Annotated in this window: 12 protein-coding genes; 10 read left to right on the forward strand and 2 right to left on the reverse strand. The window is 70.7% G+C overall.

Features of this window, described 5'->3' with window-relative positions; translation table 11 throughout:
• Nucleotides 1-27: 27 nt before the first annotated feature.
• Genes ACFC51_RS29225 through ACFC51_RS29235 form a run of 3 tightly spaced genes read left to right on the forward strand, consistent with a single transcriptional unit; the run spans nt 28 to nt 4,655 of the window.
• On the forward strand, nt 28-744 hold the full coding sequence (locus tag ACFC51_RS29225) for a GNAT family N-acetyltransferase (RefSeq protein ID WP_376379268.1): 717 nt from the start codon (nt 28-30) through the stop codon (nt 742-744).
• Between the two features lie 60 nt (nt 745-804).
• Nucleotides 805-2,640, forward strand: a complete 1,836-nt coding sequence (locus ACFC51_RS29230) for an IucA/IucC family protein (RefSeq protein ID WP_376531683.1) — start codon at nt 805-807, stop codon at nt 2,638-2,640.
• A gap of 50 nt (nt 2,641-2,690) precedes the next feature.
• Complete coding sequence (locus ACFC51_RS29235) at nt 2,691-4,655, forward strand: ATP-dependent DNA helicase (protein ID WP_376379262.1); 1,965 nt, start codon at nt 2,691-2,693, stop codon at nt 4,653-4,655.
• Nucleotides 4,656-4,832: 177 nt separating this feature from the next.
• Here ACFC51_RS29235 and lexA read toward each other — a convergent pair whose 3' ends face one another.
• On the reverse strand, nt 4,833-5,630 hold the full coding sequence (gene lexA, locus ACFC51_RS29240) for a transcriptional repressor LexA (protein WP_329233606.1): 798 nt from the start codon (nt 5,628-5,630) through the stop codon (nt 4,833-4,835).
• A gap of 524 nt (nt 5,631-6,154) precedes the next feature.
• On the opposite strand from lexA, the gene nrdR reads away from it, so the two are divergent.
• The 3 genes from nrdR to ACFC51_RS29255 all read left to right on the forward strand — a co-directional run bounded on the left by nrdR (nt 6,155) and on the right by ACFC51_RS29255 (nt 10,706).
• Nucleotides 6,155-6,670 carry a transcriptional regulator NrdR gene (gene nrdR / locus ACFC51_RS29245; RefSeq protein WP_376379259.1) on the forward strand — a complete coding sequence of 172 codons (516 nt, stop codon included), beginning with the start codon at nt 6,155-6,157 and terminating at the stop codon, nt 6,668-6,670.
• Nucleotides 6,671-6,826: 156 nt separating this feature from the next.
• Nucleotides 6,827-9,736: a vitamin B12-dependent ribonucleotide reductase gene (locus ACFC51_RS29250; RefSeq protein WP_376531685.1), complete on the forward strand. Its 2,910-nt coding sequence runs from the start codon at nt 6,827-6,829 to the stop codon at nt 9,734-9,736.
• A gap of 505 nt (nt 9,737-10,241) precedes the next feature.
• On the forward strand, nt 10,242-10,706 hold the full coding sequence (locus tag ACFC51_RS29255) for a hypothetical protein (protein WP_376531687.1): 465 nt from the start codon (nt 10,242-10,244) through the stop codon (nt 10,704-10,706).
• A gap of 83 nt (nt 10,707-10,789) precedes the next feature.
• Here ACFC51_RS29255 and ACFC51_RS29260 read toward each other — a convergent pair whose 3' ends face one another.
• Nucleotides 10,790-11,320: a TerD family protein gene (locus ACFC51_RS29260; RefSeq protein WP_376379250.1), complete on the reverse strand. Its 531-nt coding sequence runs from the start codon at nt 11,318-11,320 to the stop codon at nt 10,790-10,792.
• 204 nt (nt 11,321-11,524) lie between these two features.
• On the opposite strand from ACFC51_RS29260, the gene ACFC51_RS29265 reads away from it, so the two are divergent.
• The 4 genes from ACFC51_RS29265 (at nt 11,525) to ACFC51_RS29280 (ending at nt 15,811) form a co-directional block, all read left to right on the forward strand.
• Entirely contained in the window at nt 11,525-12,130 is a 606-nt protein-coding gene (locus tag ACFC51_RS29265) for a YdbC family protein (RefSeq protein WP_376379247.1), read from the forward strand.
• 92 nt (nt 12,131-12,222) lie between these two features.
• A complete protein-coding gene (locus ACFC51_RS29270; protein WP_376379244.1) occupies nt 12,223-12,882 on the forward strand; it encodes a histidine phosphatase family protein in 660 nt (219 codons plus the stop codon).
• A gap of 12 nt (nt 12,883-12,894) precedes the next feature.
• The gene (locus tag ACFC51_RS29275) at nt 12,895-13,806 is read left to right on the forward strand and encodes an ADP-ribosylglycohydrolase family protein (protein WP_376379241.1); all 912 of its coding nucleotides are present in this window, start codon (nt 12,895-12,897) and stop codon (nt 13,804-13,806) included.
• 223 nt (nt 13,807-14,029) lie between these two features.
• A complete protein-coding gene (locus ACFC51_RS29280) occupies nt 14,030-15,811 on the forward strand; it encodes a DUF4153 domain-containing protein (RefSeq protein WP_376531689.1) in 1,782 nt (593 codons plus the stop codon).
• Nucleotides 15,812-16,136: the final 325 nt, after the last annotated feature.

The raw sequence follows: 16,136 nt of genomic DNA on the forward strand, positions 1-16,136 counted from the left end.
CCGAACCCACGAGAGGAGAGTGTCACGGTGCATCACGCCGATGCCCCCGCCGGGACCGGTGCCGACCCGTCCGACGCCACCGGTTCCGAGGACACCCTGGAGCTGCGGCTCACGGAAGAGCTCCTCGCCCTGCTCGGTGACGGCCCCGCCGTCCCCGAGGCGGCCGACTCCTCCGCTCTCGTGGGCAGTCCCGGCACATGGAGCCCGGTCACCACTCCGGCCGGGGAGTTCCAGCTCGTCGCGGTGGAGGCGGAGCGCGACCTCGCGACGATCAGCCGCTGGATGAACGATCCGGCGGTCGCCGCCTTCTGGGAGCTGGCAGGACCGGAATCGGTCACCGCCGCACACCTGGGGCACCAGCTCGCCGGGGACGGCCGCAGCGTGCCCTGCCTCGGGGTCCTCGACGGCTCACCCATGAGCTACTGGGAGATCTACCGGGCGGATCTGGACCCTCTGGCCCGCCACTACCCCGCACGGCCCAACGACGTGGGCGTCCATCTCCTCATCGGCGGTGTGGGCAACCGTGGACGGGGCATCGGCTCCCGGCTGCTCCGGGCCGTCTCCGACCTCGTGCTGGACAACCGTCCGCTCTGCGCCCGGGTCGTCGCGGAGCCCGACCTGCGTAACACCCCGTCCGTGTCCGCCTTCCTGAGCGCCGGATTCCGATTCTGCGGGGAAGTGGACCTGCCCGACAAGCGCGCCGCCCTGATGGTGCGTGACCGAGCCCATCGTGACCAGCTGTGAACAACTCGCACTACCGCCCAGCCCGCTCGAACCCCATCGGTCCCACCCGGAGGAGTCCCCGTGCCGACATATCCTGCGAGCCGTCATCCGGCGGAACCTCACACTTCGTTCGACACCCCGGAGCTCAACCGGGCCGTCTGGGACCGGGCGGCGGCGAGGCTGCTCGCCAAGATGATCGGCGAGTTCGCGTACGAGGAAGTCATCCGTCCGCTGCCGGTGACGGATGAGGGTGCCGGGTCGCCCGGCGACTACACCCTGGCTCTCGACGACGGCACAGCGCTGTCCTTCCGGGCACGGCGCGGTGTCTACGGGAGCTGGCGCGTGGACCCCACGACGATCCGCGAGGGCGCCGGGGGCGGGACACCCTTCCACGACCCGCTGCGGTTCCTCGCCCGTGGCCGCCGGCTCCTCGGCCTCGACGGGGCCACGCTCGGCCACCTCATCCGTGAACTGACCGCCACACTCACGGCCGACGCCCGGCTCGACCACTCGGCCCTCAGTGCCGCGGAGCTCGCCGGGCTCCCCTACGCCGAGCTCGAAGGCCACCAGACGGGACACCCCTGGCTCGTCGCGAACAAGGGCCGCATCGGATTCTCCGCCGCCGACGCCGCCCGCTTCGCCCCGGAGGCGCGGTCCGCCACCGTACTGCCGTGGATCGCCGTCAGCACGCGCATAGCGAGCTACCGGGGAGTGGGCCGTGTGGCCGATCCCGGGGACCTCTACGGCCACGAACTGGACCCGGGCGTCAGCGAGTCCTTCACCGCCGTGCTGCGCGGCAGGGGGCTCGACCCCGCGGAGTACCTGTTCCTCCCCGTGCACCCGTGGCAGTGGGACGAGTGGATCGTCCCGCTCTTCGCCCCCGCCGTCGCGGACGGCGACATCGTGCCCCTGCACACCGACGACGACCTCCGGCTGCCGCAGCAGTCCATCCGGACCTTCACCAATGTCGGGCGGCTCGACCGGCACACGGTCAAACTGCCGCTCTCGATCCTCAACACCCTCGTCTGGCGCGGCCTGCCCACCGAACGCACCCTCGCCGCCCCCGAGGTCACCGCGTGGGTGCAGGGACTGTGCGAGGCCGATCCGTTCCTCCGCGACACGTGCGGCGTCATCCTGCTGGGGGAGGTGGCCTCGGTGACGGTCGAGCACCCCCTCTACGACCATCTCCCCGAGTCGCCTTACCAGTTCAAGGAGATCCTCGGGGCGATCTGGCGGGAGCCCCTCCAGCCGAGGCTCGCACCCGGTGAACGCGCCCGTACGCTGGCCTCGCTGCTGCACACGGACCCCGGCGGCCGTTCCTTCACCGCCGAGCTCGTCAGCCGTTCCGGACTGGCCCCGGCGGCCTGGCTGACCCGGCTCTTCGCCGCCCTGCTGCCCCCGCTCCTGCACTTCCTCTATCGTTACGGCACGGTGTTCTCCCCCCATGGCGAGAACGCCATCGTGGTCTTCGACGAGAACGACGTACCGGTCCGCCTCGCGATCAAGGACTTCGTCGACGACGTGAACGTCAGCGCGCGTCGGCTGCCCGAGCACGACACGATGCCGGAGGGTGTCCGGGACATCCTGCTGACGGAGGACCCCTCCTTCCTGACCCAGTTCATCCACTCCGGGCTGTTCGTGGGCGTCTTCCGCTACCTCTCCCCGCTCTGCGAGGAACAGCTGGACGTACCGGAGGGTGAATTCTGGTCACTCGTCCGTGCCGAGATCCTCCGCCACCACGCCCGTTTCCCCGAGCTGAAGGAGCGGTTCGAGATCTTCGACATGCTGACGCCGACGATCGAGCGCCTGTGCCTCAACCGCAACCGTCTGCATCTGGACGGCTACCGCGACCGGCCCGAGCGCCCGCACGCCGCCGTTCACGGCGTGGTCCCCAACCCGCTGCACCCCTCGGCGTGAGTCCGGGACCGCTCGATGGTGTCAGTGGGGAGCCTTAGGGTGGACGGGCTATGACGAAGCCATCTCTCCCCGAGCTCCTCCACGCCGCCGTCGCCGCCGTCGGCGGTACGGAAAGGCCCGGCCAGGTCTCCATGGCCGAGGCCGTCGCCGAGGCCGTCGACGACAACGCCCATCTGCTCGTCCAGGCCGGAACCGGCACGGGCAAGTCCCTCGGCTACCTGGTGCCGGCGCTGGCCCACGGTGAGCGGGTCGTGGTGGCCACGGCGACGCTCGCCCTTCAGCGCCAGCTCGTGGAGCGGGACCTCCCCCGTACGGTCGAGGCCTTGCACCCGCTGCTGCGCCGGCGGCCCCAGTTCGCGATGCTCAAGGGCCGGTCGAACTACCTCTGTCTGCACCGGCTCCACGAAGGGGCGCCGCAGGACGAGGAGGAGGGGCTCTTCGACCAGTTCGAGGCGGCGGCGCCGTCGAGCAAGCTGGGCCAGGACCTGCTGCGCCTGCGCGACTGGTCGGACGAGACGGAGACCGGCGACCGTGACGACCTGACGCCGGGTGTCTCGGACCGTGCCTGGTCCCAGATCTCCGTCTCCTCCCGCGAGTGCCTCGGCGCCACCAAGTGCGCGTACGGTGCCGAGTGCTTCGCGGAGGCGGCCCGCGAGAGGGCCAAGCTCGCCGATGTCGTCGTGACCAACCACGCCCTGCTCGCGATCGACGCGATCGAGGGGGCGCCCGTGCTCCCCAAGCACGAGGTGCTCATCGTCGACGAGGCGCACGAGCTGGTCTCGCGGGTCACCGGAGTGGCGACCGGCGAACTCAACCCCGGCCAGGTGAACCGGGCCGTGCGGCGTGCGGCGAAGCTCGTCAACGAGAAGGCGGCCGACGCCCTGCTGACCGCGTCGGAGGGCTTCGAGCGGGTCATGGAGCTCGCCCTCCCGGGGCGCCTCGAAGAGGTGCCGGAAGACCTCGGCTACGCGCTGATGGCGCTGCGTGACGCCGCGCGCACGGTGCTCTCCGCTCTCGGCGGCACCAGGGACAAGTCCGTCCAGGACGAGGACGCGGTCCGCAAGCAGGCCATGGCGTCGGTCGAGTCCATCCACGGCGTCGCGGAGCGCATCACCCAGGGCTCCGAGTACGACGTCGTCTGGTACGAGCGCCATGACCGCTTCGGCGCGTCGGTCCGCGTCGCACCGCTGTCCGTGTCCGGTCTGCTGCGCGAGAAGCTGTTCGCCGACCGCTCGGTGGTGCTGACCTCGGCCACGCTCAAGCTCGGCGGCGACTTCAACGGCGTCGGGGCGTCGCTCGGACTCGCACCCGAGGGCACGGCCGGGGACGACATCCCGCAGTGGAAGGGGCTCGACGTCGGCTCGCCGTTCGACTATCCGAGGCAGGGCATCCTCTACGTCGCCCGGCACCTGGCCACGCCCGGCCGGGAGGGTTCCCGCACGGACATGCTCGACGAGCTCGCCGAGCTGGTGGAGGCGGCGGGCGGCCGCACCCTGGGACTGTTCTCGTCCATGCGGGCGGCCCAGGCGGCAGCCGAGGAGATGCGGGGCCGGCAGGACAAGCCGGTTCTGCTGCAGGGCGAGGAGACCCTCGGGGAGCTCATCAAGAACTTCGCCGCAGACCCCGAGACCTGCCTGTTCGGGACGCTGTCCCTCTGGCAGGGCGTCGACGTCCCCGGCCCGAGCTGCCAGCTCGTGGTCATGGACCGGATTCCGTTCCCCCGGCCGGACGACCCGCTGATGAGTGCGCGCCAGAAGGCGGTCGAGGAAGCCGGCGGCAACGGCTTCATGGCGGTGGCGGCGACCCACGCGGCGCTCCTGATGGCACAGGGCGCCGGCCGGCTCGTCCGGGCCATGGGCGACAAGGGTGTGGTCGCGGTGCTCGACCCCCGGCTCGCGAACGCCCGGTACGGCAGCTACCTCCGCGCCTCGCTGCCGGACTTCTGGTACACGACCGACCGGAACCAGGCACGCCGCTCGCTGGCGGCCATCGACGCGGCGGCCAGGACCGCGTAGTGAGGGGAGCCCCTCCTTGGTGCCGGGCCTCGACCCGGCACCAAGGAGGGGCGGCAGACGCTTCGGGGCACCAGGGTCGGCGGCAGACGTTTCAGGAACCCCTGGGATCGGTGGAGGACATGTCAGGACCCCGGGATCGGCGCAGAGATCCCGGGGCCCGGTCCGAACCGGCGGGGATCACACCCGCCGCAGCACCGCCACGACCTTGCCCAGGATCGTCGCCTCGTCACCGGGAATCGGCTGGTAGGCGGAGTTGTGCGGAAGAAGCCACACATGACCGTCCTCGCGCTTGAATCGCTTGACCGTCGCCTCGCCGTCCAGCATGGCCGCCACGATGTCGCCGTTCTCCGCGACGGGCTGACGCCGCACGGTGACCCAGTCCCCGTCCATGATCGCGGCTTCGATCATCGAGTCGCCGACGACCTTCAGCACGAAGAGCTCGCCGTCACCGACGAGCTGGCGGGGGAGCGGGAAGACGTCCTCGACGGACTCCTCGGCGAGGATCGGGCCTCCGGCCGCGATCCGTCCGACCAGGGGCACGTACGAGGCGGCGGGCTTCCCGGTCGTGTCCGTCGGCTGCGTGCTGGGCTGGTCCGAGCCCCTGACCTCGTAGGCCCGGGGACGGTGGGGGTCGCGGCGCAGGAAGCCCTTGCGCTCCAGGGCCATCAGCTGGTGGGCGACGGACGAGGTGCTGGACAGCCCCACCGCCTGGCCGATCTCGCGCATCGACGGGGGATAACCCCGCCGCTGCACGGAATCCCGGATCACCTCGATCACGCGCCGCTGCCTGTCCGTGAGCCCCGAGCTGTCCGCCCGGATCCCTGGGGGACGGCCGGGCAAGGAGCGTGCGGGTCGCGTGGGCTCCGGCCCCTCCGCGTTCATGACTGCGTCATTCATGGCATGTACCGGCTCAAGTCGGCCCTGGGAGCGGTGGTCCTGGGCGGTGATGGTGGCACTGTCTGCGGTGGTGGTCACGTCGGCCCCTCTCGAATGGTCTCCCTGGTTAGGCAACGGTAGTAGCTTTCGAAAGGTTGCGCCAAACACACGTTCGAGTGAAAAACAAATAAAGGGCTGTCACGGGCTTGCCGAGAGGTGTATGAGATGGCGCCGGCGGGCCCGGCGCGGTGCGCAGACCGTCAGGGATCACGCTAGCGTTCCGCCGGCCCGATCCCGCCTCGGGGGGTGTGGCCCCGGCGTGCCGCGGCGGGCCGCCCCGAGCTGTCGCGGGTGCCCCCCGCGGCCGGGGCGGGAGTGCGTTTCCCGTACCCTCGTGGCGGGCCGTAGGCTGCCCCCCGGCCCTTCGGGAAGCGCGACACGCGCGGGGGGTAGGGGTGGAGCAAAACCCTAGATGTAGTGGTTGCACTGCTATCGCCGCCCATAAGTAGTGGTCCCCGGGCCTTCGGGGTCTGGTTCATCGCCTATGCTTGGGGCTGTCCTCGAGGGTCCGTGACGGACCCCGGAGGGCTATTCAGTCGTGCTGTGAAGGAGGGTTCGGAGACATGCACTGCCCCTTCTGCAGGCACCCCGACAGCCGGGTCGTGGACAGTCGCACGACGGACGACGGGACGTCGATCCGACGGCGCCGGCAGTGCCCCGACTGCTCCCGTCGCTTCACGACGGTGGAGACCTGCTCGCTGATGGTGGTCAAGCGCAGCGGCGTGACCGAGCCCTTCAGTCGCACCAAGGTCATCTCGGGGGTCCGTAAGGCGTGCCAGGGGCGTCCGGTCACCGAGGATGCCCTGGCGAAGCTCGGCCAGCGGGTCGAGGAGGCGGTGCGTGCCACCGGGAGTGCCGAGCTGACGACGCACGACGTGGGTCTCGCCATACTCGGCCCCCTGCAGGAACTCGACCTGGTCGCGTACCTGCGTTTCGCGTCGGTGTACCGGGCGTTCGACTCGCTCGACGACTTCGAGGCCGCCATCGCGGAGCTCCGCGACCAGCGGCCCCGCGCAGAGCAATGCGGGAGCGGGGGGACCCCGGAGGTCCCCGCCCCCGCCGCAGTCGCCGCTGATTGATCACCTGACCGGCCCCGCAGGGGCTGCGGGCCGGTGGCGGGCGGCACCAGACCTGTTCCGAGGCGCTGTGCGCGGCGCCCGGAGCATCAGACACACACTGTGCCCTGGGAAGAACTGGGCACTTCAGGGCGTTTTTGCCCACATATGGGAGGCGGCATGACAGAGACGGCGAGCGGCCCGGCACGGGGTTCCCGCACCAAGGGAGCCAAGTCGACTGCGACCAAGCAGGGCCTGCGCATCGAGCGCATCCACACGACCCCCGGCGTGCACCCGTACGACGAGGTCGCGTGGGAGCGCCGTGACGTCGTCATGACCAACTGGCGCGACGGCTCGATCAACTTCGAGCAGCGTGGCGTCGAGTTCCCCGACTTCTGGTCGGTGAACGCGGTCAACATCGTCACCAGCAAGTACTTCCGGGGGGCTGTCGGCACGCCGCAGCGGGAGACCGGTCTGCGTCAGCTGATCGACCGGATCGTGAAGACCTACCGGAAGGCCGGCGAGGACTACAACTACTTCGCCTCGCCCGCCGACGCGGAGATCTTCGAGCACGAGCTGGCCTACGCCCTCCTGCACCAGATCTTCAGCTTCAACTCGCCGGTGTGGTTCAACGTCGGGACCCCGCAGCCGCAGCAGGTCTCGGCCTGCTTCATCCTGGCCGTCGACGACTCCATGGAGTCGATCCTCGACTGGTACAAGGAAGAGGGCATGATCTTCAAGGGCGGTTCCGGCGCAGGCCTGAACCTGTCCCGCATCCGCTCCTCCAAGGAGCTGCTCTCCTCCGGGGGCAACGCCTCCGGCCCGGTCTCCTTCATGCGTGGTGCCGACGCCTCCGCAGGAACGATCAAGTCCGGTGGCGCCACGCGCCGCGCGGCCAAGATGGTCATCCTCGACGTCGACCACCCCGACATCGAGAACTTCATCGAGACCAAGGTGAAGGAGGAGGAGAAGATCCGCGCCCTGCGTGACGCGGGCTTCGACATGGACCTGGGCGGCGACGACATCACGTCCGTCCAGTACCAGAACGCCAACAACTCGGTCCGTGTGAACGACGAGTTCATGAAGGCCGTCGAGAGCGGCGGGAAGTTCGGGCTGCGTGCCCGGATGACCGGTGACGTCATCGAAGAGGTCGAGGCGAAGTCCCTCTTCCGCAAGATGGCCGAGGCCGCCTGGGCGTGCGCCGACCCCGGTATCCAGTACGACGACACCATCAACCACTGGCACACCTGCCCGGAGTCCGGCCGCATCAACGGCTCGAACCCCTGCAGCGAGTACATGCACCTGGACAACACCTCGTGCAACCTGGCCTCGCTGAACCTGATGAAGTTCCTCAAGGACGACGGCGAGGGCCACCAGTCGTTCCAGGCGGAGCGCTTCGCCAAGGTCGTCGAGCTGGTCATCACCGCGATGGACATCTCGATCTGCTTCGCGGACTTCCCGACCCAGAAGATCGGCGAGAACACCCGCGCCTACCGGCAGCTGGGCATCGGCTACGCCAACCTGGGCGCCCTGCTGATGGCCACCGGCCACGCGTACGACAGCGACGGCGGCCGCGCGCTCGCCGGAGCCATCACCTCGCTGATGACCGGTACGTCCTACCGGCGTTCCGCCGAGCTCGCCGCGGTCGTCGGCCCGTACGACGGCTACGCCCGTAACGCCGATCCGCACCAGCGCGTCATGAAGCAGCACTCGGACGCCAACGCCGTGGCCGTCCGCGTCGACGACCTGGACTCGCCGATCTGGGCCGCCGCCACGGAGGCCTGGCAGGACGTGATCCGCCTCGGCGCGAAGAACGGCTTCCGCAACGCCCAGGCGTCGGTCATCGCCCCGACCGGCACCATCGGTCTCGCGATGTCCTGCGACACCACCGGCCTCGAGCCCGACCTCGCCCTGGTCAAGTTCAAGAAGCTCGTCGGCGGCGGCTCGATGCAGATCGTCAACGGCACGGTCCCGCAGGCGCTGCGCCGCCTCGGCTACCAGCCGGAGCAGATCGAGGCGATCGTCGCCCACATCGCCGACCACGGCAACGTGATCGACGCCCCCGGCCTCAAGAACGAGCACTACGAGGTCTTCGACTGCGCGATGGGCGAGCGCTCCATCTCGGCCATGGGCCACGTGCGGATGATGGCGGCGATCCAGCCGTGGATCTCCGGCGCGCTCTCCAAGACGGTGAACCTGCCGGAGACGGCCACCGTCGAGGACGTCGAGGAGGTCTACTTCGAGGCGTGGAAGATGGGCGTCAAGGCGCTCGCGATCTACCGCGACAACTGCAAGGTCGGCCAGCCCCTCTCCGCCAAGACCAAGGAGAAGGAGAAGGAGGCGGTCACCGCCAAGGCCGAGGACACCATTCGTACGGCCGTCGAGAAGGTCGTCGAGTACCGTCCGGTCCGCAAGCGTCTGCCCAAGGGCCGTCCCGGCATCACCACCTCGTTCACGGTGGGCGGCGCCGAGGGCTACATGACCGCCAACTCCTACCCGGACGACGGTCTCGGCGAGGTCTTCCTGAAGATGTCCAAGCAGGGCTCCACCCTCGCCGGCATGATGGACGCCTTCTCGATCGCCGTCTCGGTGGGTCTGCAGTACGGCGTGCCGCTGGAGACCTACGTCTCCAAGTTCACCAACATGCGCTTCGAGCCGGCCGGCATGACGGACGACCCGGACGTGCGGATGGCGCAGTCGATCGTCGACTACATCTTCCGCCGCCTGGCGCTCGACTTCCTGCCGTTCGAGACGCGCTCCGCGCTCGGCATCCACTCGGCCGAGGAGCGTCAGCGCCACCTCGACACCGGTTCGTACGAGCCGGCCTTCGGGGAGGACGACCTCGACGTGGAGGGGCTGGCCCAGTCCGCTCCCGTCCACGTGGAGCCGCTGAAGGCCGTCGCCTCGCCCGAGGAGACCGTCGCGGAGAAGCCGGCCCCCAAGGCCGCCCACACCTCGGCCGAACTGGTCGAGATGCAGCTCGGCATCAGTGCGGACGCACCGCTGTGCTTCTCGTGCGGCACGAAGATGCAGCGCGCCGGGTCCTGCTACATCTGCGAGGGATGCGGCTCGACCAGCGGATGCAGCTGATCCAGGGCGGAGCGGCGCCGGGCACCTGGCCCGGCGTAGCCCGCGCGGGCGGCTGAACAGTGCGTGACGAAGGGGACCGGCCGGTGGCCGGTCCCCTTCGCCGTGTCCGCGACGCTGCCGCCGCGCCCGGTCAGCGGCCTTCGTCTCCGGGGGGCCCGCAGGGCGGAAACCCAGCTGACAGCGTGAGCCCGTTGGTGGTGCATCGGGCCGTGACCACAGAGCCGCGTCTGCCCCTCCGCGTCGTCGTGCCACCGCTCGGGGCCCACGGGGCGGTGGAACCGTCATCGCGACGGGCGGGACGTCCTGGCCGATGTGTTCGAGGAGGGCGGGATGTCCTGGCCGATGTGTTCGAGGAGGGCCCGGCGGAGGACCCCCGGCATCTGCTGGGCCCGGAGGCCCCTCTGCACGCGACCGAGGCCCCCGTGAGGTCCGGCTCGCCGAGGCGGAGTGCACCGAAGGATGCTGCGGCGCCGTCCATGTGACCGTCCGCCGTGAGGGGCGGCACGTGGTCTGGAACGGATGGCGCAATCCGGACGACGGGAACTTCGGGCTCCCGGAGTTCAGGTTCGAGGCGGAGCAGTACGAGGCGGAACCCCGGCGGGCCGGTGCGGATCTCGGCTGGGAGCGGCCGGCCCGACGGGTGGCCGGACTGCTGGAGGCCGGGGTCCGGGCGCACCCCGGCCGGTTTGCGGCCTGGGGGTGCGAGCTGTCCGCCGTCCCCGCCCGGCCCTGGGAGCCCGAGCGGATCGTCGTCTTCCTGCTCCATCCCGGTGTCGCGGCCGTGGTGGACGGCCGGCCGTGGCTCCGGTTCAGGATGACCGTCCCGGTCACCGGGGACGATCCCGCCGAACAGGCCGAGCGTCTCTGTGCCCTTGTCACCGCCCAGGACCCCCGCCGGGGCGCGGAGGTCTCCGGCGGATCGAAGGAGTTCGCCGACCTGCTCGGCCACCCGTGGACGCCGACAGGATGATCTTTCTTCTGGGTCCCCGAGGAGAGCATGGGGGCGTTCGTCCCACCTGATGTCAGCCGGACGGGGTTTCCGTCCGCCGGATGTCAGCCGGAACGGCTCCCCATCACTGCGGCGAACGACCCGGGGTCGCCGTCGTATCCGCGGACCGTTCCGTGGAAGCCCCACGAGCCCGAGGAGTCCCGGACGAATTCCGCGACGACCGCGGCGGTGGCCGCCGCCACCGTGGAGAAGTCGTCCTCCGCCAGGTTCGTGTAGCCCTCCCTGACCTGCACGGCCGTGTGCTCTATCTGGCCGAAGGTCTTGTGGCCGTCGCGCTGCTGGATGGCGACGCCGACCACGACCCTCGCGTACGCGTCCGACAGCCGGTCCAGCTCCAGCGTCATGACCTCGTCGAAGCCGTACCCCTGCCCCGTCCGGCTGTCCCGGTTCAGCGTGATCGTCCCGTCCGGTGACCTGCTGTCGAAGTGCACGAGATAGACGGGGCTGCCGTAGGGTGCGTCCGCCCCGTAGGTGGCCGCGATGATGTCGAGGTCGTTGGCGGGCTCACCGGCGCCGCTCGGGTCCCACTTGACCCTGATCTCGACCTTGTCGATGTCCTTGTTGGGAGTGCTCATCGGACGGGTCTCCTCGCTGCTGGACCGACAGTCCCACCTACCGTCCTCAGATCATGTCCGTAACTGTCCGTGAATCCAACCGTGTTGGATGGGGGCGTCGTATTCGGGCCATCGCGTGGCGCCGGCAGCACGACGGCGGCGCCGGCCCGCACCGGCAGGCCCGGAGCGTGACCCACGCCACGCCCGGCGCCGTACGATGGCGCAGTGCTGGTCAAGTGGATTCGCTGCACCGTGGTCGACCGCCGCGGTTTCGAGCGGGGGCAGCGGAAGTGGGCGGGGCTGCTCGGCGAGCCGGGATTCCTGGGGCAGAGCGGCGGGTGGAGCCGAGGGCGGCCCGACGTCGCCCATGTGTTCGCGTTCTGGGAGAACCGGGTCTTCTACGACTCCTTCATGGCCCGCGGGCACGACCGGCCGGCCGCATCCCAGTCCGGCACGTACAAGGACATGCAGGTGAAGCTCTTCGAGTACCGCTTCGACGTGAAGACCGGTTTCGAGCCGGATTTCACCGACGCCGACGTGGTCAGGGTGGCGCACAGCCGGGTGTACGAGGACCGCGTCGACCACTTCGCCCTCATGCAGCAGAAGGTGTGGAACCCGGCGATGGCGGGATCTCCCGGGATGCTGCGCGGGGTCTTCGGGGAGGCGCCCGGTCACGAGTTCCTGGTGTTGTCGATGTGGCAGTCGAGCGCGGAGCGCGGCAAGTACCGCCCCGCGAGCGTCGACCGGCTCTCGGCGCGCGCGGAGACCGAGAGGGACGTCGAGGCGCTCACGGGCGACGTGGTGCGGCTCGAACCGTCATGGACGGTCTGATCCGCACTCCCGCCGCCGTCTCCTTGGTCACATACGCCCGATGGAGCCCGCACCATTGCTCGATCGGGCCGCACGGCATCTAGGGTCGGTACATGGCACGACCGCAACGCATCGTTCTCGTCCGCCACGGTGAGTCCGAGGGCAATGCCGACGACACGGTCTACGAACGCGAGCCCGACCACGCGCTGAGGCTGACGGAGAAAGGCCTCCGCCAGGCACGGGCGACGGGCTCCCGGCTGCGCGAGACGTTCGACGGTGAGCGCGTCAGCGTCTACATCTCGCCCTACCGGCGGACTCACGAGACCTTCCGGGCCTTCGGCCTGGAACCCGGCAGTGTCCGCGTCAGGGAGGAGCCCCGGCTGCGCGAGCAGGACTGGGGCAACTGGCAGGACCGGGACGACGTGAGGCTCCAGAAGGCCTACCGGGACGCGTACGGGCACTTCTTCTACCGATTCGCGCAAGGCGAGTCCGGGGCCGATGTGTACGACCGGGTCGACGCCTTCCTGGAGAGCCTCCACCGCAGTTTCGACGCTCCCGACCATCCGCCGAACGTCCTGCTGGTCACCCACGGGCTGACGATGCGGCTCTTCTGCATGCGCTGGTTCCACTGGTCGGTGGCGGAGTTCGAGTCGTTGTCCAATCCTGGAAACGGCGAATCGAGGACGCTGCTGCTCGGCGAGGACGGCCGCTACACGCTCGACCGGCCCTTCGCGCAGTGGCGCACTCCCGAGCCGTACGGCATCTCCGGATAGAGTGGCAGGGCGATGACCGCTGACTCCGCTTCCGACCGCTTCGAACGCGCTCTGGCCAGCCTGCGTGGACTGTCCGTGGGAGATGCCCTCGGCTCCCAGTTCTTCGTCCCGGCCAACTACCCCCTGCTCAAGAGCCGGGACCTGCCTCCCGCCGACTGGCAGTGGACCGACGACACCGAGATGGCCTGTTCCGTGCTCGCGGTGCTGGCCGCGCACGACCGGATCGACCAGGACGTGCTCGCCCAGTCCTTCGCCCGGCACCACGACTTCGACCGCGGCTACGGTCCCGCCGTGAACCGGCTGCTCAGACTGGTGCGGGAAGGCGGTGACTGGCGGGAGCTGGCGTCCGCCCTCTTCCAGGGGCAGGGATCCTGGGGCAACGGCTCGGCGATGCGTATCGCGCCGCTGGGCGCCTGGTACGCGCACGACCCGGAGCAGGCCACCCACCAGGCGGAGATCTCCTCCTACACCACCCATCAGCACCGCGAGGCCGTCGTGGGGGCCATGGCCGTCGCCGCGGCTGCCGCCCTCGTCGCGGCACCCGGAGGGCCGCCGCGACCGGGGGACCTGCTCGACGGTGTCATCGCCCTCGTTCCGCGCAGCGCCGTCGGTGCGGGGCTCCGCAGGGCGCGCGACATGCTCGACTACCGGGACGCGGGGACGGTCGCGGCGGTGCTCGGCAACGGCCGCCGCACGAGCGCCCATGACACGGTGCCCTTCGCCCTCTGGTCGGCGGCGCGCAGCCTCGGCGACTTCGAGCAGGCCTTCTGGGTGACGGCGCAGGCGGGCGGAGACGTGGACACCACCTGCGCCATCGTCGGCGGAATCGTCGCCTCGGAGCCCGTCGGTGCGCCTCCCGCGGACTGGCTGGCCCGGACCGAGGAACTGCCCGACTGGGTTCCCCTCGCGCCGGCGCGCCGCTGATCCGCGTCCGTTCGCTCCTCCTGGCGCCGTCGGCCCCCCCTGCCCGGCACCCGTCTGTCACGGTCCTGCCACAGCGGTGGCCCGGCGGGCCCGAAGGAACCGGGCTGGCCTTACTCTTTCGGCCACGCCACCCCCATCGATCTTGGTGGGCGTGTGCCCAGAGATGCCGGGGCCCCGCGCCGCGATGTGCCGTGCGAGCGGACCCCGGTGGGGGAGGGGTCCCATGTCCGAACAATCGTCCGACGCATCCAGCCGGCCCGGGACGGCACCGGAATCAGGTGACACCGCGGAAGCGGCGTCCGCCGGCGCGTCCGCGCCGGTGAGCGAGCCGCCTTCCGCGGGCCCCGGCCTCGCGGACGCACCGGCGGCCCGGCCCGCGCGGGCATCCACCCCGCCGGTGCCGCCGCAGGGCTCCGGACCGGATGTGCCGAAGGTGCCCGCCTATCTCCGGCCGCAGCCCCGCCCGGACGTCTGGCCGGGCAGGAGCCCGCAGACACCCGGTGTGCTGTCCCGGCTGCGGCCCGCGTCCCCGCCCGCCGTGGTACCGGCGACGCTGTGGTCGGTCCTCGCCACGGCTCTGCTCAGCGCTCTGCTGCTCGGTGACGGCCTGGGGCCCAACCTGCTCGTCGTGGCCGTGCCCGCAGCCCTGGGGGCCTTCTTCGCCGCACGCTCGGCGGGGCGCGTACTGCGTCCCTGGACCGCTGTGTGGGCCGTGGGCGGAATGGCGCTCCTGGCGATTCCGGCGCTCCGGGAGGCGGGGTGGCCGGTCTTCCTCGCCGTCGTGTCTGCGCTCGCCCTGGGATCGCTCGCCCTGCACGGGAGCCGCAGCTGGCCCGGTGTGCTGCTCGGCTCGCTGGGGCTGTTCCCCTCGGTCGCGGGCGGCGTGCGCTGGGGGTGGCGCGGAGTGCGCGACCGTGCGGGCGACTCCCGCGGCCGGGTGCGCACCGTGGTCCGCAGTGCGGCGGTGGCGGTCGTGCTGCTCATCGTGTTCGGCGCGCTCTTCGCCTCCGCGGACGCGGCCTTCGCCGACCTGCTGGGCAGTCTCACCCCCGACGTGTCCGTCGGCGACAGCCCCTGGCGCCTGTTCCTCTTCGTCCTGGGCGCGGTCGGCGCCCTCGCCGCCGCCTACAGCGCTGCGGCTCCGGTGCGCTGGGACGGCATCACCGTCCGGCCGGGCAAGGCCAGGAACAGGGCGGAGTGGGCTGTTCCGCTGATCGTGCTCAACCTGCTCTTCGCGGCCTTCATCGCGCTCCAGCTCGTCGTGCTCCTCGGCGGGTACGACAAGGTGCGCAAGGAGACCGGCCTGCTGCCCGCCGAGTACGCCCGGCAGGGCTTCTGGCAGCTTCTCTGGGCGACCCTCCTGACCCTGCTCGTCATCGCACTCGCCCTGCGCTGGGCTCCCCGGGGCCGCCCTGGCGACCGCACCCTGGTCCGGAGCGTCCTCGGGGCGCTGTGCGTGCTCACTCTGGTCGTGGTGGCCTCCGCGCTGCGTCGCATGGACCTCTACGTCGAGGCCTTCGGGCTGACCCGGCTGCGGATCTCCGTGGCAGCCGTGGAGCTCTGGCTCGGAGTGGTGCTGGTCCTCATCATCGCGGCCGGAGTCCTCGGAGCCAGGATGCTTCCGCGGGCGATCGCCGCGAGTGCCGCGGTCGGGGTGCTGGCCTTCGGACTGCTCTCGCCCGACGGACTGATCGCCGAGCAGAACGTCCAGCGGTACGACAGGGACCGGAGGATCGACCTGGAATACCTCAAGGGGCTGTCCGCCGATGCCGTACCGGCTCTGGACAAGCTCCCGGAGCCGCTCAGGTCCTGCGCGCTGGAGCACTTCCAGCGCGACCTCGCCGGGCAGGACACTCCCTGGTACGCCTCCAGCTGGGGCGAAGTCCGGGCCCGGGACGTCCTGGAGAGGACATCCGTGCAGAACCACGGCTCCGAGTGCTACGGCCTCGGGCAGGAGACCGGCGACCGGGACGACTTCGACGAGGACTCCTACGACCCGTACTGAGCCCGGGTGTCCAGCGCCGGGCCGTGCGAGGCCCGGCGCTCTCCCGCTCGCAGGACGGGACACCTCGAACGCGGCGATCCGGCCGGGGGGTTCGAGGAACGGGAGCCGGATCGGTGCGGGACGGCGGCGCGGCGGTGACGTGGTCACGGCGGCGGGCGCCCGTCCAGGGCCGGGCGGCCTCGGCCTCCGGGCTGTCCGTACGCGCAGAGGGTTGTTCACATCTGCGACGGTGTCCCGGATCGACTGCTTCCGTGCGGCGACCTGCCGGAGGGAACGAAGCTCGCGAGCGACGGCCTGCGACGTGCAACTGAACCGGTTGGGGGTG

Source organism: Streptomyces sp. NPDC055962 (assembly GCF_042270185.1).
Classification (GTDB): domain Bacteria; phylum Actinomycetota; class Actinomycetes; order Streptomycetales; family Streptomycetaceae; genus Streptomyces.

Excerpts from the sequence above, each read along its gene's own strand:
- nrdR (WP_376379259.1), top strand. The coding sequence starts at position 6,155 with ATGCACTGCCCCTTCTGCAGGCACCCCGACAGCCGGGTCGTGGACAGT.
- ACFC51_RS29235 (WP_376379262.1), top strand. The coding sequence starts at position 2,691 with ATGACGAAGCCATCTCTCCCCGAGCTCCTCCACGCCGCCGTCGCCGCC.
- ACFC51_RS29250 (WP_376531685.1), top strand. The coding sequence starts at position 6,827 with ATGACAGAGACGGCGAGCGGCCCGGCACGGGGTTCCCGCACCAAGGGA.
- ACFC51_RS29275 (WP_376379241.1), top strand. The coding sequence starts at position 12,895 with ATGACCGCTGACTCCGCTTCCGACCGCTTCGAACGCGCTCTGGCCAGC.
- ACFC51_RS29260 (WP_376379250.1), bottom strand. The coding sequence starts at position 11,320 with ATGAGCACTCCCAACAAGGACATCGACAAGGTCGAGATCAGGGTCAAG.
- ACFC51_RS29270 (WP_376379244.1), top strand. The coding sequence starts at position 12,223 with ATGGCACGACCGCAACGCATCGTTCTCGTCCGCCACGGTGAGTCCGAG.
- ACFC51_RS29280 (WP_376531689.1), top strand. The coding sequence starts at position 14,030 with ATGTCCGAACAATCGTCCGACGCATCCAGCCGGCCCGGGACGGCACCG.